Below are 23,126 nucleotides of genomic sequence, written 5' to 3' on the forward strand. Positions count from 1 at the left end.
AGGGGTGACGCGTTGTTCAACTGATCGTGCCCACCAGCTTCAGGCGCCGGTCTTCGGGGACTTCCGTGTAGGCCAGCACCGACAACCCGGGCACGCTGTGGCGGACCAGGCGCGCCAGCGCGGCGCGCACCTGGCTGGGCACCAGCACCACGGCCGGTTCGTTCCTGGCCTCCTGCTGGCCCGCGCAATCGGCGAGGCTCTGCTGCAGGCGTTCGGCGAGGCCCGGTTCCAGTGCGGCACCGGCGCCCTGTGCGGAGTCCTGCAAGACGCGTTCCAGCGTCGGCGCCAGCGTGTACACCGGCAGTTCGGTGGCCGGCCCGGCGATCTCCTGGACGATGAAGCGGCCCAGCGCGGTGCGCACCGCGGCGGTGAGCTGGGTGGGGTCCTGGGTGTGCGCGGCGTGCTCGACCAGCGACTCGGCGATGCGCCGCAGCTGGCGCACCGGGATGCGCTCGATCAGCAGGTTCTGCAGCACGCGCACCACCACCGACAGCGGCAGCGACTTCGGGGTCAGGTCCTCGGCGAGTTTCGGCGTGCTGCGCGCAAGCGTCGCCAGCAATTGCTGCACTTCCTCGTGGCCCAGCAGTTCCGGTGCCTGCTCTCGCACCAGGTGCGAGAGGTGGGTGGCGACCACGGTGGCGGGATCGACCACGGTGTAGCCGGCGGCTTCGGCCTGGGCACGCTGCAGCGGCAGGATCCACAGCGCGTCGAGCCCGAACGCCGGGTCCTTGCCGGGGATGCCCTCGATCGGATGCAGGGTGCCGCCCGGGTCCAGTGCCAGCAGGCGGTCGGGGTGGATGTCGGCGGTCGCCACCGGCACGCCGTGCACCAGCAGGCGGTAGGCGGTGGGTGCGAGTTCGAGGTTGTCGCGGATATGCACCGGCGGGATCAGGAAGCCGATGTCCTGGGTGAGCTTGCGACGCACGGCCTTGATCCGCGCCATCAGTTCGCCGCCCTGGGCCTTGTCGACCAGCGGGATGAGCCGGTAGCCGACTTCCAGCCCGAGCGGATCGACCGGGCGCAGGTCGTCCCAGCCGAGTTCGGCGGTGGCGGCCTGTTCGGGCGAGGGCAGGGCGGGATCGGGATTGGCGGCGGCGATCGCGGCTTCCGCCTCGCGCTTGCGCATGTACCAGGCCCCGTAGCCCACCAGCGCGGCGAGGCTCAGGAAGGCCAGGTTCGGCATGCCCGGCACGAGGCCGACGACCAGCAGGATCGCGGCGGCGATAGTCAGCGCCTTGTGCTGGCCGAACACCTGGCCGGTGACGGCGCCGCCCATGTCCTGCGAGCGCGAGGCACGGGTCACCAGCAGCGCGACCGCGGACGACACCAGCAGGGCCGGGATCTGCGACACCAGGCCATCGCCGATCGACAGCAGGGTGTAGGTGGCGGCCGCTTCGCCGGCCGGCATGCCGTGCTGGAGCACGCCGATCGCCAGGCCGCCGATCACGGTGACGAACAGGATCAGGATGCCGGCGATGGCATCGCCGCGGATGAACTTGCTGGCGCCGTCCATCGCGCCGTAGAAGTCGGCTTCCTGGCGCACTTCCTCGCGACGCGCCTTGGCTTCCTCGCGGGTCAGCAGGCCGGCATTGAGGTCGGCGTCGATCGCCATCTGCTTGCCGGGCATGGCATCGAGGATGAAGCGCGCGGTCACTTCCGACACGCGCCCGGCGCCCTTGGTGATGACCATGAAGTTGATGATGGTGAGGATCGCGAAGGCGACGATGCCGACCGCGAAGTTGCCGCCCACCACGAACTCGCCGAACGATTCGATCACCTTGCCGGCCGCGTCGGGGCCGTTCTGGCCGTGCAGCAGGATCACGCGGGTGGAGGCCACGTTGAGCGCAAGGCGCAGCATCGTGGTGATCAGCAGCACGATCGGGAAGATGCTGAAGTCCAGCGGGCGCTGCACGTAGATCACCGCCAGCAGCACCACCAGCGAGATCGCGATGTTGAAGCTGAAGAGGATGTCGAGGATGGTCGGCGGCAGCGGCACCACCACCATCGCCAGCAGCGCCAGCACCACCAGCGGCGCGCCAAGGCCATTGCGCAGCATGTCGAAGATGCGCTTCGGGCCCGGCTGCATCAATGCGGCGCTCATCGCGGGGCTTCGCGTGCGCCGTCAGCCTCGTCGACGTCGATGTCGGCAAGCTGCGGCTGCGGCGTGCCGGCCCGCCAGTTGCGCAACTGGTAGACGTAGGAGAGCACCTGGGCAACGGCAGCGTAGAGTTTCACCGGGATTTCCTGGCCGATCTCCGCCTCCCGATACAAGACCCGTGCCAGTGGCGGCGCCGACACCAGCGCGACGCGGTGCTTCTCGCCGACTTCGCGGATGCGCAGGGCCAGTTCGTCGACGCCCTTGGCGACGACCTTCGGCGCGCGCATGTTGCCGCCCTCGTACTTCAGCGCCACCGCGTAGTGGGTCGGGTTGACCACGATCACGTCGGCGGTCGGCACGTCCTCCATCATCCGGCGCTGCGACATCTCCTGCTGCAGCTGGCGGATGCGGCCCTTGACCTCGGGGCGACCTTCCGACTCCTTCATCTCCTCGCGCAGTTCCTGCCGCGTCATCATCAGCTTCCGCCGCCAGTTCCACTTCTGGTAGGGCGCATCCATCAGTGCCAGCAGCAGCAGCGCGCCGGCGGTCGCCATCAGCATCCACAGCGCGAACTGCAGCCCGCCGCGGGCGGCGTCCTCGAGCGGCTGGTTGAGCATCGACCGCAGCCGGTTGAGGCTCGGCAACAGGAACAGCGTCGCCGCGCCACCGACCAGCGCCACGCGCAGCAGCGACTTCAGCAGTTCGGCGAAGCCTTCGGGGCCATAGATGCGCTTGAGCCCGGCCATCGGATCGAGCTTCTTGAGGTCGGGCACCAGGCCCTTGGTGGCGAAGTTGAAGCCACCCATCACCGCCGGTGCGATGAAGCAGGCCAGCAGCGTGACCAGCAGCAGCGGCGCCAGGATCCACAGGAAGCCCAGCATCAGCATCGCCGCATGGCCGAACAGCAGGTGCGGCGATTCCAGCAGCGCGAGGTCAGGGGTCAGCGCGACGCGCATCCAGTCGAGTGCGCGCGCGGCGAAGCCGCCGCCCATGGCCAGCAGCGCGGCCACGCCGGCACCGAACACCGCCACCGTCGACAGCTCGCGCGAGCGCGGGACATTGCCTTTCTCCCGGGCCTCGCGCAGCCGTTTTTCACTGGGCTGTTCGGTCTTTTCCTGACCGTCTTCGTTTTCCGCCATCAGTCACGGCCGCTGTTACCTGCCTGGAGCAGTGCAAGGCGCGTGCCGCGAAGCGGTGAGGGCGGAACGTGGACGCATCAGCGCAACCCGCGAGTTGGCTTATCCCCCGGTCGGAACGCGCCCCGCCGCATCGAACGCGGCGTCGTAGAGACGTTGCACCGGCGGGCCGAGTTCGCCGGCCAGCATCGCGATCAGGAACAGGCCCACCAGTACCGAGATCGGCAGGCCCAGCTGGATCGGGTTGAGCGCGGGTGCGGCGCGCGACAGCACGCCGAAGGCGAGGTTCACCGCCAGCATCGCCACCATCACCGGCAACGCCAGGCTGACCGCGCCGCGCAGCACCACGGCGAAGAATTCCGGCGCCACCGACAGCGTGGCGCGCACGTCGGGCAGGGCCGTGCCGATCGGCAGCGCCTCGTAGCTGTGCACCAGCAGCGCCACCATCGCCAGATGGCCGTTGGCGGCGAAGAACAGCAGCCCGAACGCGAGGTAGAACCATTGGCCGATTACGCCCGAGTTCACCCCGCGCAACGGATCCGACATCTGCGCGAACGACAGGCCGGTGCCCTGCGAGATCAGCTCGCCGGCCAGCGCGCCGGCCTCGAACACCAGCCGCAGCATGAAGCCCATCGCCGCGCCCACCGCCAGCTCGCGCGCGATCGACAGCACGGTGGCCGCATCGAAGCCGGTGTATGCGGGCGGCGCCGGCAGCAGCGGTGCCAGTGCGAGGCTGATCGCCAGCGCCACCATCACCCGGATCCGCGCCGGGATCGCACGGGTGCCGATCAGCGGCATCGCCATCAGCAGTGCACCCACGCGCAGCGCGGTCCACATCAGGGTGCCGATCATGCCGAAGGCCTGCTGGCCGTCGATCGCCATCTGGGTGGCGGCGTCCATCAGCGCGTGTTCAGCCGATCAGGTGCGGGATGCGGTGGAACAGGGTGATCGTGTAATCGACCAGGTAGCTCAGCAGGAAGGCACCGAGTGCGAACAGGGCCGCGGTCAGCGCCGCCGCCTTGGCGACGAAGGCGATGGTCGGCTCGTTGATCTGGGTGGCCGCCTGCACCACGCCGACCACCACGCCGACGATCAGCACGGTGACCAGCAGCGGGCCGCCGACCCACAACGCCACCTGCAGGCCCAGGCGCAGTTCGGTGAGGGCGAGTTCGGGGGTCATGGCTCAGACCGCGTTGAAACTGGCGGCCAGCGTGCCCACCGTCAGCACCCAGCCATCGACCAGCACGAACAGCAGGATCTTGAACGGTGCCGACACCAGCATCGGCGACAGCATCATCATGCCCATCGACATCAGCACGCTGGCCACGACCAGGTCGATGATGATGAAGGGGATGAACACCAGGAAGCCGATCTCGAACGCGGTCTTGAGTTCGCTGGTGACGAACGAGGCCACCAGCACCTGGAACGGCACCTCTTCCGGCCCGGCGTAGGTGCTGTGTCCGGCGAGGCCGGCAAACGTCATCAGGTCGGTCTCGCGCACCTGCGCCAGCATGAAGGCGCGCAGCGGCGCGCTGCCCAGGTCCCAGGCGGCGCGGAACTCGAGCTCGCCGTTGAGCCAGGGGCCGAAGCCATTGGTCCACGCGGCTTCCCACACCGGCGTCATCACCAGTGCGGTCAGGAACAGCGCCAGCCCCACCAGCACCTGGTTGGACGGCGTCTGCCCGGTGCCCATCGCCTGCCGCAGCAGCGCCAGCACCACGATGATCCGGGTGAACGCGGTCAGCACCAGCAGCATCGACGGGATCAGCGTGATCGCCGTCATCAGCAGCAGCGTCTGCAGCGGCAGGCTCACCGGTGCATCGCCGATCTGGCCGACGGTCACCCCCGGAAGCGACGGCAGCTGCGGTGCCGCCCACGCCAGCGATGGCAAGAGCAGGCAGGCGATGGCCACCAGCGCCACGAAGCGGCGCAGCAAGCGGGACGACATGTCAGGAGTCCTTGCGCAGGCGTTGCGCGAGCAGTTGCTTGAAATCGGGAAGCTGCTTGAACGACGGCAGCTGGGCTGGCGCCGCCTCGGGCAGGTGTTCGGGCAGTACGTGCAGGGTGCGCACGCCGCCGGCACCGATGCCGACCAGCAGCTGCTCGCCGCCGACCTGCACCACCGCGGCGCGTTCGCGTGCGCCGAGCGGAATGCTGGCGACCACGCGCAGGCTCTCGGCCTGGCGGAAGCCGCTGCCGGGCAGGCGCTTGAGCACCCACGCCAGGCCCAGGATCAGCCCGATCACCAGCAGCAGCGCGATCACCGCGCCGCCAAGGCCGGGTGCCTGCGGCGCATGCGCACCGATCGCCATGGGTTTCGCCGGCGTGGCGACCTCTGCACGCAGCTGCTGCGAAGCCACCGGCCTGCTCGCGGTGCCGGACGCCGCCACGTCATCGACGACCGCGGCCGGAGTCACCGCAGCCGGAGCCACCGCAGCCGCGGTGGTTGCGATCGTGGTGGCCTGTGCGCTGGCCTGCACGATGCCGAGGCTGCCGGCGACGATCAACGCAGTCTCCGGATCCGTTCGCTGGGGCTGACCACGTCGGTCAGGCGCACGCCGAAACGGTCGTTGATCACCACGACTTCGCCATGCGCGATCAGCGTGCCGTTGACGTAGACGTCGAGCGGCTCGCCGGCACCGCGCTCGAGTTCGATCACCGAGCCGCGATTGAGCTGCAGCAGGTTGCGGATCGGCATGCGCGTGCGGCCGACTTCCAGCGACAGCGCCACTGGCACGTCGAGGATGACGTCGAGGTTGAGGTCGGCCGCATCGTCGGCGCTGTCGGCGCGCAGGTCGTCGAAGCGGGCCGGCTCGGCGGTGGGGAAGACGGTGTCCTGGGTGTTCATGCGGGCATGTCCTGGGGGTCGGTCCGGCGCTGCGGCTGCGCACCGGGCGGATGGGTCTGGGTGATCTTCACCACGTTGTTGCCGTTGGCGCTGCCGAAACGGCCGGTGAAGACCGGGATGTTCTCGATGCAGATCGGCACTTCGGCCGGCAGGTCGATCGGGATGATGTCGCCGACCTTGAGCCGGGTGAGCTGGCGCAGGTCGATGCTGCGGCGCGCGAGGATGCTCGACACGCTGACCTCGGCCGACATCAGCTGTTCGCGCATCGAGACGTTCCAGCTCTCGTCGCGGTCCACGCGGTCGCTCTGGATGCCGGCGTCGAGCAGCTCGCGGATCGGCTCGAGCATCGAATAGGGCAGGGTGATGTGGATCTCGCCGCCGCCGCCCTCGAGTTCGACATGGAAACGGCTGACCACCACGTACTCGCGCGGGGTGACGATGTTGGCGAAGTGCGGGTTGATCTCCGAGTTGATGTACTCGCACTCCACATCCAGCACCGGTGCCCAGGCCTCGGCCATGTCGGCGAAGGTCTGCTTCAGCATCAGCTGGATCACCCGCATCTCGGTCGCGGTGAATTCGCGGCCCTCGATGCGGGTGGGGTAGCGGCCGTCGCCACCGAAGAAGTTGTCGACCACCGAGAACACCAGCTTCGGCTCGAACACGATCAGGCCGGTGCCGCGCAGCGGCTTGAACTTGATCAGGTTGAGGTTGGTCGGCACGTAGAGCTGGTGCAGGTAGTCGCCGAACTTGACCAGTTCGATGCCGCGCACCGAAAGGTCGGCGGAACGGCGGATCAGGTTGAACAGGCCGATCCGCCACAGCCGCACGAAGCGCTCGTTGACCATCTCCATGGTCGGCATGCGGCCGCGGATGATGCGGTCCTGGCTGGCGAAGTCGTAGGTGCGGGCCACGCCGGGATCGGGCGCCGGCTCGGTGTCGACCACGCCGGAATCGACGCCGTGGAGCAGGGCGTCGATCTCGTCCTGGGACAGCAGGTCGTGGGTGCTCATGGGCGGATGCCTTACTGGGTGACGAAGCTGGTGAACAGCAGCGCTTCGGCCTGTGGCGCGCCGGTTTCCTCGGTCATCAGCGTCTGCACTTCTTCCAGCGCCTGCGCACGCAGGGCCTCCTTGCCCTCGCGGGTGGCGACGCCTTCGTAGGTCTGCTGGGCGAAGAGCATCAGCAACCGGGCACGCAGCGCGGGCTCGTGGCGGTTGAGCTCCTGGGTGGCCAGCGGGTCGCGGGTCACCAGCTGCACCTCCACCTGCAGGTAGCGCGGGCCCATCGGGGTCTCGTCGAGGTTGACCACGAACGGCGGCGACATCGGCGAGTACTGCGCGGGCGCAGGCGGCTTGGCCGCATCGCCCTTGCCGCCCTGGGCGGTGAAATACCAGAAGCCGGCGCCGGCCAGGCCGAGCAGGGCGACGACGGCAACGATCACCAGGGTGATGCGATGCGAAGAGGACGAGGACTTCTTGCGGGAAGGGTCTGCAGCGACAGCCACGTGGCGTTACCGGTGTGGATTCGAGCATGCACATGCAATCGCCGTGCCGTTGCCGCGTCGGGATTCCGTCGTCGCGGTGCCGCGCCGGCGCACCGGCATCGGAATCAACCCCAACCGCAGCGCCAACCTGAATGAAGGTGTGGGGCGGCCGCTCCCACCCTTTGACGAAAAGCGAATGATCGTTCATTCTTTCGCAGCCGCCGGGACCCACCCCCGGCGGTTTCCTTTTTCCGATCAGGCCTCTCCCATGCGCAAACCGTCCCGCCGCCTGGCGTTCATTCCCTTGTTCCTGGGCGTTGCCCTGGCCGCCTGCAGCGGCAGCGAGCACCAGGACCAGGCACCGCCCGCCCAGGTGTCGGTGGTCACGCTGCAGCCGCAGACCGTGACCCTGACCCGCGAGCTGCCCGGTCGGACCAATGCGTTCCTGGTGGCCGAAGTGCGGCCGCAGGTCAACGGCATCGTCAAGCAGCGGCTGTTCACCGAGGGCAGCCTGGTCAAGGCGGGCGAGCCGCTGTACCAGATCGACGACGCCAGCTACCGCGCCGCCGCCAACAGTGCACGTGCACAGCTGGCGCGCGCCCAGGCGACCGTGACCGCGGCGCGGCTCACGGCCGCGCGCATCAGCGAACTCTCGAGCGTGCAGGCGGTGAGCCGCCAGGACGACGAGAACGCCACCGCCGCGCTGCGCCAGGCGGAGGCCGACGTGGGCGCCATGCGCGCTGCGCTCGACGCCGCCAACGTAACCCTCGGCCATGCCCGCATCACCGCGCCGATCGACGGCCGCATCGGGAAGTCCTCGGTCACCCAGGGCGCGCTGGTCACCGCCAACCAGGCGGCGCCGCTGGCGACCGTGCAGCAGCTCGATCCCATCCACGTCGATCTCACCCAGTCCGCCAGCGAACTGCTGCAGCTGCGCCGGGAACTCGCCAAGGGCACGCTGGAAAGCGGCGCGGAAATGCCGGTGACGATCCTGCTCGACGACGGCACCCCGTTCGCGCACGAGGGCCGGCTGGCGTTCTCCGAGGTCAGCGTCGATCCGGCCACCGGCAGCTTCGGCCTGCGGGTGCTGGTGGACAACCCCGACCACGTGCTGATGCCCGGCATGTACGTACGCGCCGTGATCGGCAGCGGCGTACGCCAGAACGCCATCCTCGCGCCGCAGCAGGGCATCAGCCGCGACCCCAAGGGCAACACCAGCGCGCTGGTGGTCAATGCCGAGGGCGTGGTGGAGCAGCGCCCGGTGCAGGTCAGCCGCACCGTCGGCGACCGCTGGCTGGTCGAAAGCGGCCTGGTCGCCGGCGACCGGGTCATCGTCGAGGGCCTGCAGAAGATCCAGCCGGGCATGCCGGTGGAGGTCAGCGAAGTCGCCGCGGCGCCTGTCGCCGCGCCGGCTCCGGCCGCGATGGCCCCCAATGCCGGCGGCGACGCCGTCGATGCAGCCGGTCAGGCGACCGGCAGTGCCACCGACGCGGCGGCACCCGCGCACCCCGACGCGGCCGGGCAGGCCGCCGACACTGCCGCCCCGCGGCAGTAAGCGGAGACCTCCATGGCACGTTTCTTCATCGATCGCCCGATCTTCGCCTGGGTCATCGCGATCATCATCATGCTGGCCGGCCTCCTGTCGATCACCAATCTGCCGGTGTCGATGTACCCCACGGTGGCACCGCCCGCGGTCGAGATCCGCGCCATCTACCCGGGTGCCTCCGCGCAGGTGCTCGAGGATTCGGTGACCCAGGTCATCGAGCAGAACATGAAGGGCCTCGACGGGCTGATGTACTTCTCGTCGCAGTCCTCGTCGAACGGCATCGCGTCCATCACGCTGACCTTCGAGAGCGGCACCGATCCGGACATCGCCCAGGTGCAGGTGCAGAACAAGCTGCAGCTGGCGATGCCGCTGTTGCCGCAGGAAGTGCAGCGCCAGGGCGTGAACGTCGCCAAGTCGATGTCGGGCTTCCTGCAGGTGATCGGCTTCGTGTCCGAGGACGACACGATGAACGAGGTCGACATCGCCGACTACGTCAGCGCCAACATCGTCGACCCGCTCAGCCGCGTGCCCGGCGTCGGCAACATCCAGGTGTTCGGCGGCAAGTACGCCATGCGCATCTGGCTGGATCCGAACAAGCTGCACACCTACCGGCTGTCGATCCCCGAGGTGACCACCGCGATCCGCGCGCAGAACGCGCAGGTGGCGATCGGCTCGCTCGGCGGTGCGCCGGCCGTCGATGGCCAGCAGATCAACGCCACCATCAACGCCCAGGACCGCCTGCAGACCCCGGAACAGTTCCGCGACATCGTCGTGCGCAGTGACGCCGACGGCTCGGTGCTGCGCCTGGGCGACATCGCCCGCGTGGAGATGGGAACCGAGATCTACGAGTTCGCCTCGCGCTACAACGGCCAGCCGGCCACGGGCGTGGCGATCGCCATGTCCACCGGTGCCAACGCGCTCGATACCGCCGCCGGCGTCAGGGCCGCGCTCGACGAGCTGGAGCCGTACTTTCCGCCGGGCATGAAGGTGGTGATTCCGTTCGACACCACGCCGTTCGTGCAGGTGTCGATCAAGAGCGTGGTGACCACGCTGATCGAAGCCATCGTGCTCGTGTTCCTGGTGATGTACCTGTTCCTGCAGAACTTCCGCGCCACGCTGATCCCGACGATCGCGGTGCCGGTGGTGCTGCTGGGCACGTTCGGCGTGCTCGCCGCGCTGGGCTTCTCGGTGAACATGCTGACGATGTTCGCGATGGTGCTGGCGATCGGCCTGCTGGTCGACGATGCGATCGTGGTGGTCGAGAACGTCGAACGCATCATGAGCGAGGAAGGCCTGTCGCCACTGGAGGCCACCCGCAAGTCGATGGACCAGATCACCGGTGCGCTGGTGGGCATCGGCGTGGTGCTGTCGGCGGTGTTCGTGCCGATGGCCTTCATGTCCGGCTCGACCGGCGTCATCTACCGGCAGTTCTCGGTGACGATCGTCTCGGCGATGGCGTTGTCGGTGCTGGTGGCCATCGTGCTGACGCCGGCGCTGTGCGCGACGATGCTCAAGCCGCTGAAGAAGGGCGAGCACCACGACAGCGGCGGCGGGCGCATGGCGCGTTTCTTCGCCTGGTTCAACCGTGGCTTCGACAACACCAGCGGCAAGTACCGCCGTGGCGTGCGTGCGATCGTCTCGCGCCCGAAGCGCTGGATGGCGATCTTCGCGGCGATGGTGGTGGTCATGGGCGTGCTGTTCATGCGCCTGCCGACCTCGTTCCTTCCGGAGGAGGACCAGGGCGTGCTGATGGCGCTGGTGCAGACCCCGGTGGGTGCGACCCAGGAACGCACCATCCGCTCGATCGAGGCGCTGGAGCAGCACTTCCTGCAGAACGAGACGGACGCGGTCGAATCGGTGTTCGCGGTGCAGGGCTTCAGCTTCGCCGGCATGGGCCAGAACACCGGCATGGCCTTCATCAAGCTCAAGGACTGGGACCAGCGCACCGACGAAGCGCTCAGCGCATCGGCCGTGGCCGGCCGCGGCATGGGCGCGCTGAGCCGGATCAAGGATGCCTTCATCTTCGTCTTCGCCCCGCCGGCGATGCCGGAACTGGGCGTCGCCGCCGGCTACTCGTTCTTCCTGCAGGACAACGGCGCGCAGGGCCACGAGGCGCTGCTGGATGCACGCAACCAGCTGCTCGGCATGGCGGCACAGAGCCCGCTGCTGGCCAACGTGCGTCCCAACGGCCAGGAAGACACGCCGCAGCTGCGCATTGACGTGGATGTCGCCCGTGCCGGCGCGCTCGGCCTGACCCAGGACGCGATCAACGCGACGCTGGCCACCGCCTGGGGCGGCCAGTACATCGACGACTTCATCGATCGCGGCCGGGTCAAGCGCGTCTATGTGCAGGCCGATGCGGAGTTCCGCATGACCCCGGAGGACTTCCACCAGTGGTCGGTGAAGAACAACGTTGGCGAGATGGTGCCGTTCTCGGCCTTCGGCAGCTGGGACTGGGATTACGGTTCGCCGCGACTGGAGCGCTACAACGGCGTGCCGGCGATGGAGATCCAGGGCGAGGCGGCAGCGGGCGTCTCCTCGGGTGATGCGATGGCCGAGATCGAACGCCTCGCGCAGCAGTTGCCGCCCGGCTTCGCCGTGGAGTGGACCGCGCTGTCCTACCAGGAGCGCGAGGCCGGTTCGCAGACGCCGCTGCTCTACACGATGTCGCTGCTGATCGTGTTCCTGTGCCTGGCGGCGCTGTACGAGAGCTGGAAGGTGCCGACCTCGGTGCTGCTGGCCGCGCCGATCGGCATCCTGGGCGCCGCGCTGGCCGCGACCGTGTTCGGCATGGACCGCGACGTCTACTTCCAGGTGGCGATGCTCACCACTGTGGGCCTGGTCAGCAAGAACGCGATCCTGATCGTCGAGTTCGCCAAGCAGAACGTGGAGGCGGGCATGGAGCTGATCGAAGCGACCATGCAGGCGGTGCGTGACCGCTTGCGGCCGATCGTGATGACCTCGCTGGCGTTCGGCCTCGGTGTCACCCCGTTGGCGCTGTCGTCGGGCGCCGGTTCCGGCGCGCAGAACGCGATCGGCACCAGCGTGCTCGGCGGCATGATCGTCGGCACCCTGTTCGGCCTGTTCTTCATCCCCCTGTTCTTCGTGGTGGTGCAGAAGGTGTTCGGCCGCCGCCAGAAGGACACCGCACCGGCATTGCCGGCGACGGAGGTCCGTGATGTCTAAGCCGCTGACCCTGGCATTGACGGTGGCGCTGGCCGCATCCGGCTGCGCCACGCTTGAACCGCCGCTGCCGCAGGTGACTCCGGCGATCCCCGCCGAATGGACCTCGACGCCGGGCACGGGGTCGTCGACCACAGGCGACGTCGCGGCCGATGCCGACGCGGTGGACTCTGCGGTTTCCGACATCGGCTGGCGCGATTTCTTCGCCGATCCGCGGCTGCAGGCACTGATCGGCCAGTCGCTGGACCACAACCGCGACCTCCGCGTCGCCGTGCTCAACGTGGAGCGCGCGCGTGCGCAATACCGCATCCAGCGTGCGGCCCGCGTGCCGTCGCTTGGCGCGGGCGCGGAACTGCTGCGCACCGGCGGCGATGCACCGGTCAACGACGCCTACAGCGTCGGTCTCGGCGTGGCCGGCTTCGAGCTCGACCTGTTCGGTCGCGTGCACAATCTCGGCGCCGCGGCGCTGCAGCAGTACCTCGCCACGGAGGAGGCTCAACGCAGCGCGCAACTGGCGCTGGTGGCGGAAGTGGCCGCCGGCTGGCTGACCCTGGCCGCCGACCAGGAACTGTTGCGCATCGCCGAGGCGACCCTGCGCAGCCGCGAGGCTTCGCTGTCGCTGGCGGAGCGTCGCCACGCGCTTGGCGGTGCGTCGGCGCTGGACGTGAACCAGGCGCGCACGCTGGTCGAAACCGCACGCGCCGATGCCGCGCGCTATGCCGGACAGGTCGCCCGCGACGTCAACGCGCTGACGCTGCTGGCCGGTGGGCCGGTGGATCCGGCGCTGTTGCCCGATGCGGCCGTGCCGCAGGTGGCGGTGGCGGCACCGCTGCCCGCGGGGCTGCCGTCCGACGTGCTGCTGCGTCGGCCCGACATCATGGCCGCCGAGCACGGCCTGCGCGCGGCGAACGCGCATATCGGTGCCGCGCGGGCGGCCTTCTTCCCGTCGATCACCCTCACAGGCAGCGTCGGCACCGCAAGCAACGAACTGTCCGGGCTGTTCGACAGCGGCACGCGGACGTGGAGCTTCATGCCCGCGGTCAACATCCCGATCTTCCAGGGTGGGCGCCTGCGCGCGGCGCTGGGCATGGCCACCGCCGACCGCGACATCGCGCTGGCGCAGTACGAACAGTCGATCCAGGCCGGGTTCCGCGAGGTCTCGGATGCACTCGCACTGCAGACCTCGCTGGACGGCCAGATCGCCGCCGGAGAGCGACTGCTCGATGCCGCCACGCGCACCCTCGAACTCTCGCAGGCGCGTTACGACGCCGGTCTCGACAGCCACCTGCAGCTGCTCGATGCACAACGCGGGCAGTACGCCGCCCTGCAGGGCCTGGTGGCGGTGCGGCTGGCCGGGCAGGTCAACCAGGTGTCGCTGTACAAGGCGCTCGGTGGCGGTTGGCGGGAACGCGGCGACATCTAGTGGACGGCGTGACGCTACCCTTTTGCAGCTGTTGGAGCGGACTGACGGAGCACGGTGGATGAACGCAAGACCCCGATCGGAGAAGGCCGAGGCGCGCGCCGAGGCCCAGCGCAAGCGCATCCTCGATGCCGCGCAACACTGCTTCATCGAGCACGGATTCCACGGTGCCAGCATGGCGGCGATCGCCGAGACCGCGCAGATGAGCGCGGGGCTGATCTACCGCTACTTCGAGAGCAAGAGCGCGATCATCCTGGCGATCGTCGAGGAACAACTGGTGCTGCTGCGCGCGGACATCGGCCGCAACACGTGTCCGGATTTTGCCGTGATCATGACCAACGAGTACGGCCGCTCGTACCGGCCCGAGGGGCGCGGCATGAACGCGGCGCTGCTGCTCGAGATTTCCGCCGAAGCGACCCGCGATCCGCAGATCGCGGCCGCCCTCGACGACTACGACACCACCGTGCGCGACGCGCTGCATGACTGGCTGACCCGCGCCCGCGAGGCGGGCGGCCATGCCCTGGCCGACGACGCTGCGCGCCGGCGTGCACTGATGCTGCAGTGCCTGATCGAAGGGTTGAAGCTGCGCGAGACCCGCGAGCCGGGTCTCGACCGGGCGTTGCTGTTCGCCGCGCTGCAGGACGTGGTGCCGAGGTTGCTGGACGCCGATCTGCGTTGAAGGCGCGTCCGCCTGCTGGCGACGCCGCGAGTGCCAGCAGTCCCGGGAACGGTTATGCGTAGGCGTCGAGCAGACCGATCGTCGCACGCCTGATCACGCTCGCCGGGGCACCGGCTTCGAGTTCATCGCCCGACTTGCCGCCGGTGCCGGTGGCGTTGCCATCACCGGAGCGCGCGCCGCCATCCGACTGCGTGCCGACACCGGCATGTGCCAGCTGGAACCCGTGTTCGCCCAGCAGGTCGCGCAGCCGCGGCAGGCCCTGTTCGAGCGCCTGGCGGGTATCGACATGGGCGCTGAAGAATTCCGCACTGATGCGGTCGCCATCCATCTGCAGGCGCACTTCCACCGGCCCGAGGTCATGCGGGGTGACCTGGATCCGCGCGTGGCCGATCTTCTGCCCGGCCATCCACTGCAGTTGCGCGCCGAAGCGGTCGCCTAAGTCATCGGCATGGACATCGGCCGGCGGCAAAGGCGTGGCGAGCACGGGCGCCGCATCACGCATCACGAGCGGCGTGCCGCCCGCACCCGATGGGAGGGCGAAGGCGGGCGGGGCAGGCGCGGTGTCGTGGGCGGCCGAGAGTTCCAGGGGCAGGGGCAGTGCCGCCGTGCCGTCATCGGCCAACGGCAACGCGGCCGCCGCGGCATCGGCTGTCGATGCCTGCGGGGCGGCCGGCATCAGCGGTGCAACCCCGGTCGCGAGTGCGGCCGTCCGCATGCTGCCCGTCGCCACCGTTCCCGCGTGGGCGGACGTGATGACAGCCGGGTCCGCATCCGCGTCGGGGGTCGTCGACACGTCGACCGCAAACAGGCCGGCGAGGCCGACCGGTGGCCACGGCGGGACGGTGGCCTGGAGCGCGACGATCGCGAGCGACGCATCCGGCTGCATCTCGGGCTGCTCCGCGGCGTCCGGGTTCGCGCCCGGCAGCGCGGTCATGACGGCGGGATCCGGCAACGGAAAATCCGCCGGAGTGAACAGATCCTGCAGCGTGTGCGCGAAATCGGGACTGCCGGCAGCGTCCGCTGATGCAGGCGAGGCCGGCAACGCCGGCAGCAATGCCGTCTGCGCCCGGGCAGGCACCACCGCCAACGGCGCCGGCGGACCCGGCTGCATCACGAGCCGATTCCCTCCGCTGCAAGCGCGGCCAGTCGCACGCGGCGTGCACCAAGGTCGTCGAGCTCGCGCTGCGAACGGCGTTCATCGACCACGCGCTCCTGCGCGCGATAGCTGGCAGCGAGCTGCTCGAGAACCTGCTTGTCGCGGCTGGCCAGCAGCAGGCGTCCGCGTTCCACTTCGACCGTCTGCCGGCTGTTGTCGACGGCGCGGCTCTGCTGCTCGACGGCGGTTTCCAGCCGCTCGAGGAAGGCGCGGCGGTTGGCCAGCTGCGCCGGGCTGGTGGCGGCCAGCTGGCTCTGCCCGTATTCGTCGGCGTAGCGGCGCAGTTCGTCGAGCCGCGATTCGTTCTGTTGCAGCGCCTTCTGGCGATCGGCCAGCACGCGGGCGACGGCGTCCTCGTTGTCCTGGGCGCGGTTGAGCAGTGGATCGATGCGTTTGGACGATTTCATGCAGGGGACTCCTCGGATTGCAGCAGGCTCGCGAGCGCGTCGCGGCTGTGGTTCAGATCGGCGGCGCGGGCGACGTCCTGGCCCAGGAAGGCCATGATCTCGGGCCAGCGCGCCAGCGCCTCGTCGACCGCGGGATCGCCGCCGCGCTGGTAGGCGCCGATGGCGATGAGGTCGCGGTTGGCGTTGTAGGCCGACACCAGGCGCTTGAGCGCGCGGATGCGGTCGCGCCAGGTCTCGTCGGCGATCTCGGTGACGACGCGGCTGACCGACGATTCGACGTCGATCGCCGGGTACAGGCCGGCGTCGGCGATCCGTCGCGACAGCAGGATGTGGCCGTCGAGGATCGCGCGCGCGGCATCGGCGATCGGATCCTGCGGATCATCGCCTTCGGTCAGCACGGTGTAGAACGCGGTGATCGAACCGCGACCCTTGGCGCCGTTGCCGGCACGCTCGACCAGCGCAGGCAGCTTGGCGAACACGCTGGGCGGATAGCCGCGGGTGGTGGGCGGTTCGCCGACCGACAGGCCGATCTCGCGCTGCGCCTGCGCGAAGCGGGTCAGCGAATCCATCAGCAGCAGCACGTTGAGGCCCTGGTCGCGGAACCACTCGGCGATCGCCGTCGCCCGGTAGGCACCATGCAGGCGCGCCAGCGGAGGGCGGTCGGCCGGCGCGGCGACCACGACCGCGCGGCGCAGGCCTTCCTCGCCGAGCGTGCTTTCGACGAAGTCGCGCACTTCGCGGCCACGCTCGCCGATCAGCCCGACCACGATGACGTCGGCGGCGGTGTAGCGGGTCATCATCCCGAGCAGGGTCGACTTGCCGACGCCGGAGCCCGCGAACAGCCCCACGCGCTGGCCGCGGCCGATCGGCAGCAACGCATTGATCGCGCGCACGCCGACATCCAGCGGCTGGGTGATCGGTTCGCGCGCAAGCGGGTTGATCGAGACGCCGGCCATGCCGACGCTGCCTTCGGCGCGGATCGGGCCCTTGCCATCGAGCGGGATGCCGTCGCTGTCGATGACGCGGCCCAGCAGGCCTTCGCCCACCTCCACGCCGCCGCGGCGATGCAGCGGCACCACGCGCGCATTCGGCAGCAGGCCATGCAGCTCGGCGCTGGGCATCAGCGAGGTGCGGTCGCCGGCGAAGCCGACCACTTCGGCTTCCACCCAGCCACCGTCCACTTCGACCCGGCAGGTGGCGCCCATCGGTGCCTCGCAGCCCACGGCCTCCACGGTCAGGCCGATCGCACGGCGCAGGATGCCTTCGCGGATCAGTCCGCGGCCGGCGGCAGGATCCGGGCCGGTGGCGGCCAGCCGTGCGGCCAGGCGCAGGTTGCGTGCGCCGAGCCAGCCGGCCGGATCGGCGGGCAGGGCGGCGTCGCGTGCCCGTGCCTCATCGTGCGGGATCGGGCGGGTACTCATGCGCGTGCCCCGGCGCGACGCAGCACGGTGTCGAGCGCGCCACGCAGGCGGGCGTCGAGACTGCCGTCGATACGCACGCTCTCGGCATGCACGCGCAGGTCACCGCGCGCCAGCGCGTGGTCGGCGATCAGGCGCGTGGCGGGTGCCAGCGACAGCAATGGCGTCAGCGCCGCGATGTCGTCGGGATGCAGGCGCACTTCGACCTCGCGCGCCGCGCCGCCCACCGCATCCACGGCCTCGGCGACAAGGTCGGCGAGCAGGGTGGGGTCGGCCTCGTACGTGCGCCCGACCAGGCCGCCGGCCACGCGCACGGCAAGATCGCCGAGTGCGGCCACCACTTCGTTCTCGAGGCGGGCGAGGGGACGCGAGAAGTTGTCGAGGATGCCCTCGATCTGCGCGGTGAGCCGGCGGATTTCCGCCTGGCCCTGTGCGAAGCCTTCCGCATGCCCGCTTGCGAAACCTTCCGCGTGGCCCTCGCGCTGCGCCTCGTCGCGGATCTGCTGGATTTCCTCCAGCGATGGCGGGCGCGGAAGCTCGACCGGTTCTTCGGCCTGCACCACGGTCGTGCGGTCGTCGGCATCGAGTGCAGGCGCCAGCCAGCGGACCGCCGCGCTCATACCATTTCCTCGGTGGCGCCACCGCCGAGCGTGACCGCGCCCTCATCGGCCAGCCGCCGCACCACCGCCAGGATCTCCTTCTGCGCGACCTCGACATCCGACAGCCGCACCGGGCCGCGCGCTTCCATGTCCTCGAGCAGGATCTCGGCGGCACGCTGCGACATGTTGCGGGTGATCTTCTCGCGCACCTTCGGATCCGCGCCGCGCAGCGCGACGCCGAGGCGCTCGCCCGACACCTCGCGCAGCACCGTCTGCAGCTCGCGGTCCTCGAGGTCGATGAGGTCGTCGAACACGAACATCAGGTCCTGGATGCGCTGGCCCAGCTGGGCGTCGACCTTGCGGATCGCCACCAGCAGGCCCTGGTCCTGGCCGGTATCCATGTAGTTGAGGATGTTGGCGGCCACTTTGACCCCCCCCACGGCCGAGGACTTGAGGTTCTGGTTGCCGGCGAACTGGCGTTCCATGATCTCGTTGAGTTCGTTGAGCGCGTTCGGCGGGATGCCGTCGAGCGTGGCGATGCGCAGCAGCACGTCGGCGCGGGTGCGCTCGGGCATCAGCTTGAGGGTCTCTGCGGCCTGGTCGGGATCGAGGTGCGAGAGCACGATGGCGATGATCTGCGGATGCTCGTTGCGCACCAGGTCGGCGATCGCACGCGGATCCATCCACTTCAGCGTGTCCAGGCCGGTGGTGTTGCGGCCGAGCAGGATGCGGTCGATCAGGCTGCCCGCGCGCTCGGCGCCGAGCGCCTGCACCAGCACCGCGCGGATGTAGTCGTCGGCACCCACGCCCAGCGAGGTCTGGCGGTCGAGGATGTCGTGGAAGTCGTCCATGACGGTGCTGACCTGCTCGCGGCTGATCGCGCCCATGGTCGCCATCGCCAGGCCGAGCTTCTGCACTTCCTTGGCCTCCATGTGCTTGAGCACTTCGGCGGCGTCGTCCTCGCCCAGCGACAGCAGCAGCACCGCCGCCCGCTGCACGCCGGTGAGCGCTTCCCTGTTAGACGGATGCTTCATCACCCAACCACCCCTTCACGACCTGTGCCACGCGCTTGGAATCGGTGCGTACCGCTTCGCGCGCGTGGCGCAGGCGGTCCTCATAGGCATCCGAGGGCAGGGCCATCGGTGCGCGGTTGCTGCCGGCGCCCAGCTGCGCGGTGTCGTCGGCCAGCGCCGGCAGGTCGTCCTCGACCAGGACCACCTCGGCGGTCTGCGGCTCCGGCTTGCGGCGCGGCGCGGGATCGTTGATCTGGCGGATCGCCGGGCGCACGACGCCGAACAGCAGCGCCAGCACCACCACCGCACCCAGCAGCAGGCGCAGGCCATCGCGCAGCTGCGGCATCTGCCACCAGGGCGTGCCGCCGATGTCTTCGGCCTGTTCGCGCACGAACGGCGCATTCATCACCGAGACCACGTCGCCGCGTGTCTCGTCGAAGCCGACCGCCTGGCGCACCAGGGCTTCCACGCGCTGCAGTTCGGCGGCGGTCAGCGGCTGCAGCGTACTGGCGCCTTCAGCGCCGGCGCGCGGCACGTGGTCGACAAGCACCGCGGTGGTGACGCGGCGGATCCGGCCCGGCGGCTGGCGGGTGTGGCTGAGGGTGCGGTCGAGCTCGTAATTGCGGGTGGCGCTGCGCGAGGATTCGGTCGGATTGCCGCCGGTGGCGGCCGCGACGGCGGCATCCACCGCCGCGGGATCCTCGACGGTTTCGGGCAGGTTGCTGGTCGCGCCGGGAATGCCCTGCGCGCCGCCGGTGGCCGCGCTGTTCTCGCTGACCTGCTCGCTGCGCAGCTTTGGCGGCTCGGCGTTGAACTGCTCGCGCGCTTCCTCGATCGCCGAGAAGTCCATGTCCACGGTGACCTCGGCATTGACGCGGCCGGCGCCGGTCATCGGCTCGAGCAGCTCGCGGATGCGCTGGTTGAACGAGGTCTCCTGGCGGCGCACCTGCTCGAACTGCAGCGTGCTCAGTGCGGCCGCGGCGTCCTGGCGGTCATTGCTGAGCATGCGGCCGTTCTGGTCGACCACGGTCACGCGCTCGGGTGCGAGGTCGGGAATGCTGGAGGCGACCAGGTGCACGATCGCATCGACCTGGCCGCGCTCGAGCGCGGCGCCACCGCGCAGTTCCAGCACCACCGAGGCACTCGCGGCCTCGCGCTGGCGGGTGAACGCGCTGGGCTTGGGGATCGCCAGGTGCACGCGTGCGTCGCGCACCGGCCGCAGCGCGCTGATGGTGCGCACCAGCTCGGTCTCCAGCGCGTGCTGGTAGCGCGCGGTCTCGACGAACTGGCTGACGCCGAAACCGGGGTCGCGCTCCATCATCTCGAAGCCGAGACGGCCGGACTCTGTGAGCCCGGAGCCGGCGAGCTTCAGGCGCGCGTCGTGCACGTTCTGTTCGGGCACGGAGATCGCGCCGGTCGACTGGTCGATGCGGAACGGGATCTGCGCGGTGCGCAGCAGGTCGGTGGCCTCGGCGGTGGCCTTGGCGTCGAGACCGGCATACAGCGGCACGTAGCCGGGCTTCTGCGACCAGAAGAACACGATCAGGCCCAGCGCCACCGCGCCGGCCAGCAGCAGCATCTTCCCCAGCCGCCGCGCCAGCTGCATCTTCTCGAGGCGATCGAACACCTCGACCGCCTTTTCGCCGGCTTTGTCCGCGCGGAGCGCTTCCTTCGACAACGTGATCGCCATGGTATCCGGTGGTCCCCTGGAGCTGTTCGGGCCGCGTTAGAGCGGCATGTTCATGACGTCCTGGTACGCCTGTACCAGTCGGTTGCGCACTTCCACGGTGGCGCGGAAGGCGACCTGCGACTGCTGGGCGGCCACCATCACCTTCGCCAGGTCCGCGCCGGGCTCGCCCAGCTCGAACGCGCGCACCAGCTCACCGCTGCGCTGCTGTGCACCGTTGACGCCCTCCAGCGCATTGCGCAGGGTGGCGCCGAAACTCGGCGCCGCGGTGCCGGTGGTGCCGCCGATCGCGTTGCCACCCTGCAGGCCACCCGGGGTGGGGATCGCATCGGTGCGCGGGATATCGGCGCCCACGGTCTGGCGCACCTGGCCCTGGTAGCTGCGGATCTGCGTGAGGATCGAATTGACCGAGTGGCTCATCGACATGCGGACTGGCGGGAATCCCCGTTGACCATGCAAGCGGCGTGCCGCAGCGGGTGCCATGCGATGTAACAGGGTTGCTGAGCGCGCCGCCGTGCGCGGCTTCGCAACCCCTCTCCCGCCTGCGGGAGAGGGGCAGGGGTGAGGGCATGGTCGGGAGAACGGTAGGTGTCGCCTGCGCGGCCTATGCCGCCAGGTCGCGCTCGATGCCGTACTTGCGCAGCTTTTCCGCCAGCGTGGTGCGGCGCAGGCCCAGCAGTTGCGCCGCATGCGCCACCACGCCGTCGCTGCGCTCCAGCGCCTCGCGGATCAGCCGCAGCTCGATCTGCGCCATGTGGTCGCGCAGGTCGAGGCCGTCCTCGGGCAGGTGCGTTTCGTTGGCGGTCTCCACCACCACCGCGCTGGCGGTGGTCCGCTGCGCATCGGCCGCGGGGCTGCGCACGGGTGCAGCAGCCGCGGGCGTGGCCGTAGCATGCGCCAGGTGGTCGCGGTAACGCTGCGGCAGGTCCTGCACGCGCACCAGGCCACCGGGATTGAGCACGGCAAGGCGCTCGACCAGGTTGCTCAGCTCGCGCACGTTGCCCGGCCAGGCATAGCCGGCCAGCGCATCGAGGGTTTCGGCGGCGAAGCGGATCTCGCCGCGGCCATTGCGCGCCAGCTGCGCGGCGATGGTGCGGACCAGCTCCGGCAGGTCGTCGCGGCGCTCGCGCAGCGCGGGCATCTCGATCGGGAACACATTGAGGCGGTAGAACAGGTCCTCGCGGAAGTGGCCTTCGCCGATGCGATCCTCGAGGTTGCGGTGGGTGGCGGCAATGACGCGCACGTCGCACTTGATGGTCTGGTTGCCACCGACGCGCTCGAAGCAGCGCTCCTGCAGCACGCGCAGCAGCTTGACCTGCATCGGCAGGCTCATGTCGCCGATCTCGTCGAGCAGCAGGGTGCCGCCCTCGGCCATCTCGAAGCGGCCCTTGCGCGCCGACAATGCACCAGTGAACGCGCCCTTCTCGTGGCCGAACAGTTCGCTTTCCAGCAGTTCCGGCGGGATCGCGCCGCAGTTGATCGCCACGAACGGCCCGTCGCGTCGCGCCGAGCGGTGGTGGATGGCGCGCGCGGCGACTTCCTTGCCGGTGCCGGATTCGCCCAGCACCAGCACGGTGGTGTCGAACGGCGCCACCTGGTCGACCAGCCGACGCAGCCGCTGCACGGGCTCGCTGGTGCCGGTGGGGCCACCGCCCTGGTCGGCGGTGGCCTGGGCGTCGGCATCGATGCGCTTGAGGCTCGCCATGCGCAACAGGTTCTCCAGCTGGGCGTGGCGCAACGGCGCTTCCAGCGCCCAGACGCCGGCTTCGTGCAGGCCGTGCGCCGCCGCAAAGGCGGCCGGTTCGGCATCGAGCAGCAGCACCGGCGGCGGCACGCTGGCCTGTGCCAGCCAGGCGAAGAAGGTGCGCGTGGCGTCGGCGTCATCGAGGTCGCCGACCAGCACCGCCATCCAGTCGTTCTGGCGGTGGCGGGCGGGTGCGATTTCGCCGGGCTCCGACACCCAGCGCGGGCGCAGGTCCATGAATTCAAGCAGCGTGCACAGGCGCTCGGCGCGGTCGCCGTTGGCGTCGATGACGAGGATGCGGGGTTCGCTCACGACGGGTCTCCATCACGTCCCTGCGGGGAGTGCAGTGATTCCAGGATCTGCATGACTTCCTGGATATAGGACAGCTTGCTGACGAAGTTGTCGGCACCGGCACGGGTGGCGTGCTCGCGGTGTTCGGCATCGTCGAAATGGCTGGCAATGACGATGTAGGGCGGGTCGTCCTGCGCCTTGATCAGGCGCGCGGCCTGCAGGCCACCCATTTCCGGCATCGCCAGGTCCATCAGCACCACGTCGGGACGCAGCGCCTCGGAACGCTCGATCGCCTCCAGCCCGTTGGCGGCGGTGCCGATCACCTGCAGCCAGTCGACCTTGCGGAAGTGCCGCAGCGCCGCGTTGATGAAACCCTCGTGGTCGTCGACGAGCAGGACCTTGATCGTATCCATGTGGA

Annotated in this window: 22 protein-coding genes; 4 read left to right on the forward strand and 18 right to left on the reverse strand. The window is 69.7% G+C overall.

Features of this window, described 5'->3' with window-relative positions; genetic code table 11:
- Window positions 1-16: 16 nt before the first annotated feature.
- The 9 genes from flhA to E5843_RS07145 form a co-directional block, all read right to left on the reverse strand.
- Entirely contained in the window at window positions 17-2,101 is a 2,085-nt protein-coding gene (gene flhA, locus E5843_RS07105) for a flagellar biosynthesis protein FlhA (RefSeq protein WP_141065842.1), read from the reverse strand.
- Window positions 2,098-3,237 carry a flagellar biosynthesis protein FlhB gene (flhB, locus tag E5843_RS07110; protein ID WP_141065843.1) on the reverse strand — a complete coding sequence of 380 codons (1,140 nt, stop codon included), beginning with the start codon at window positions 3,235-3,237 and terminating at the stop codon, window positions 2,098-2,100. The genes flhA and flhB overlap by 4 nt, the downstream gene beginning before the upstream one ends.
- Before the next feature lie 99 nt (window positions 3,238-3,336).
- A complete protein-coding gene (gene fliR / locus E5843_RS07115; RefSeq protein WP_136412257.1) occupies window positions 3,337-4,134 on the reverse strand; it encodes a flagellar biosynthetic protein FliR in 798 nt (265 codons plus the stop codon).
- A gap of 10 nt (window positions 4,135-4,144) precedes the next feature.
- Window positions 4,145-4,414 carry a flagellar biosynthetic protein FliQ gene (locus tag E5843_RS07120; RefSeq protein WP_129135824.1) on the reverse strand — a complete coding sequence of 90 codons (270 nt, stop codon included), beginning with the start codon at window positions 4,412-4,414 and terminating at the stop codon, window positions 4,145-4,147.
- 3 nt (window positions 4,415-4,417) lie between these two features.
- Window positions 4,418-5,182 (reverse strand): flagellar type III secretion system pore protein FliP, encoded by a 765-nt coding sequence (gene fliP, locus E5843_RS07125; RefSeq protein WP_136412258.1) that lies wholly within the window; start codon window positions 5,180-5,182, stop codon window positions 4,418-4,420.
- A 1-nt stretch (window position 5,183) separates the two neighbouring features.
- Window positions 5,184-5,546, reverse strand: coding sequence for a flagellar biosynthetic protein FliO (fliO, locus tag E5843_RS07130; RefSeq protein WP_136413064.1), 363 nt, complete (start codon window positions 5,544-5,546; stop codon window positions 5,184-5,186).
- Between the two features lie 191 nt (window positions 5,547-5,737).
- A complete protein-coding gene (gene fliN, locus E5843_RS07135; RefSeq protein ID WP_134673344.1) occupies window positions 5,738-6,082 on the reverse strand; it encodes a flagellar motor switch protein FliN in 345 nt (114 codons plus the stop codon).
- A complete protein-coding gene (fliM, locus tag E5843_RS07140) occupies window positions 6,079-7,092 on the reverse strand; it encodes a flagellar motor switch protein FliM (RefSeq protein WP_134673345.1) in 1,014 nt (337 codons plus the stop codon). Before fliM ends, fliN begins: the two co-directional genes overlap by 4 nt.
- An 11-nt stretch (window positions 7,093-7,103) precedes the next feature.
- Window positions 7,104-7,586: a flagellar basal body-associated FliL family protein gene (locus E5843_RS07145; protein ID WP_134673346.1), complete on the reverse strand. Its 483-nt coding sequence runs from the start codon at window positions 7,584-7,586 to the stop codon at window positions 7,104-7,106.
- 247 nt (window positions 7,587-7,833) lie between these two features.
- Between E5843_RS07145 and E5843_RS07150 the strand changes: the two genes are divergently transcribed.
- From E5843_RS07150 to E5843_RS07165, 4 genes are read left to right on the forward strand one after another with little or no spacing between them, the layout of a single operon-like run.
- Complete coding sequence (locus E5843_RS07150; RefSeq protein ID WP_136412259.1) at window positions 7,834-9,120, forward strand: efflux RND transporter periplasmic adaptor subunit; 1,287 nt, start codon at window positions 7,834-7,836, stop codon at window positions 9,118-9,120.
- A 12-nt stretch (window positions 9,121-9,132) separates the two neighbouring features.
- Complete coding sequence (locus E5843_RS07155; protein WP_141065844.1) at window positions 9,133-12,297, forward strand: efflux RND transporter permease subunit; 3,165 nt, start codon at window positions 9,133-9,135, stop codon at window positions 12,295-12,297.
- Window positions 12,287-13,717, forward strand: a complete 1,431-nt coding sequence (locus tag E5843_RS07160; RefSeq protein WP_279631894.1) for an efflux transporter outer membrane subunit — start codon at window positions 12,287-12,289, stop codon at window positions 13,715-13,717. Before E5843_RS07155 ends, E5843_RS07160 begins: the two co-directional genes overlap by 11 nt.
- A gap of 58 nt (window positions 13,718-13,775) precedes the next feature.
- The gene (locus E5843_RS07165) at window positions 13,776-14,393 is read left to right on the forward strand and encodes a TetR/AcrR family transcriptional regulator (protein WP_166815938.1); all 618 of its coding nucleotides are present in this window, start codon (window positions 13,776-13,778) and stop codon (window positions 14,391-14,393) included.
- Window positions 14,394-14,445: 52 nt separating this feature from the next.
- Here the strand turns inward: E5843_RS07165 and E5843_RS07170 are convergent, their stop codons facing one another.
- The 9 genes from E5843_RS07170 to E5843_RS07210 all read right to left on the reverse strand — a co-directional run bounded on the left by E5843_RS07170 (window position 14,446) and on the right by E5843_RS07210 (window position 23,121).
- Window positions 14,446-15,504 carry a flagellar hook-length control protein FliK gene (locus tag E5843_RS07170; protein ID WP_141065845.1) on the reverse strand — a complete coding sequence of 353 codons (1,059 nt, stop codon included), beginning with the start codon at window positions 15,502-15,504 and terminating at the stop codon, window positions 14,446-14,448.
- Window positions 15,504-15,956 (reverse strand): flagellar export protein FliJ, encoded by a 453-nt coding sequence (gene fliJ, locus E5843_RS07175; RefSeq protein WP_136412262.1) that lies wholly within the window; start codon window positions 15,954-15,956, stop codon window positions 15,504-15,506. The genes E5843_RS07170 and fliJ overlap by 1 nt, the downstream gene beginning before the upstream one ends.
- A complete protein-coding gene (locus E5843_RS07180; protein ID WP_134673352.1) occupies window positions 15,953-17,377 on the reverse strand; it encodes a FliI/YscN family ATPase in 1,425 nt (474 codons plus the stop codon). Before E5843_RS07180 ends, fliJ begins: the two co-directional genes overlap by 4 nt.
- The gene (locus E5843_RS07185) at window positions 17,374-17,994 is read right to left on the reverse strand and encodes a FliH/SctL family protein (RefSeq protein ID WP_141065846.1); all 621 of its coding nucleotides are present in this window, start codon (window positions 17,992-17,994) and stop codon (window positions 17,374-17,376) included. Before E5843_RS07185 ends, E5843_RS07180 begins: the two co-directional genes overlap by 4 nt.
- Window positions 17,991-19,007 (reverse strand): flagellar motor switch protein FliG, encoded by a 1,017-nt coding sequence (fliG, locus tag E5843_RS07190; RefSeq protein WP_134673354.1) that lies wholly within the window; start codon window positions 19,005-19,007, stop codon window positions 17,991-17,993. The genes E5843_RS07185 and fliG overlap by 4 nt, the downstream gene beginning before the upstream one ends.
- Entirely contained in the window at window positions 18,991-20,676 is a 1,686-nt protein-coding gene (gene fliF / locus E5843_RS07195) for a flagellar basal-body MS-ring/collar protein FliF (protein ID WP_141065847.1), read from the reverse strand. The genes fliG and fliF overlap by 17 nt, the downstream gene beginning before the upstream one ends.
- Window positions 20,677-20,712: 36 nt before the next feature.
- Complete coding sequence (gene fliE, locus E5843_RS07200; protein ID WP_134674627.1) at window positions 20,713-21,093, reverse strand: flagellar hook-basal body complex protein FliE; 381 nt, start codon at window positions 21,091-21,093, stop codon at window positions 20,713-20,715.
- A gap of 184 nt (window positions 21,094-21,277) precedes the next feature.
- Entirely contained in the window at window positions 21,278-22,729 is a 1,452-nt protein-coding gene (locus tag E5843_RS07205; protein WP_136412266.1) for a sigma-54 dependent transcriptional regulator, read from the reverse strand.
- Window positions 22,726-23,121, reverse strand: a complete 396-nt coding sequence (locus E5843_RS07210) for a response regulator (RefSeq protein WP_134673357.1) — start codon at window positions 23,119-23,121, stop codon at window positions 22,726-22,728. The genes E5843_RS07205 and E5843_RS07210 overlap by 4 nt, the downstream gene beginning before the upstream one ends.
- Window positions 23,122-23,126 lie beyond the last annotated feature (5 nt).

The organism is Luteimonas yindakuii (assembly GCF_004803715.2).
Classification (GTDB): Bacteria; Pseudomonadota; Gammaproteobacteria; order Xanthomonadales; family Xanthomonadaceae; genus Luteimonas; species Luteimonas yindakuii.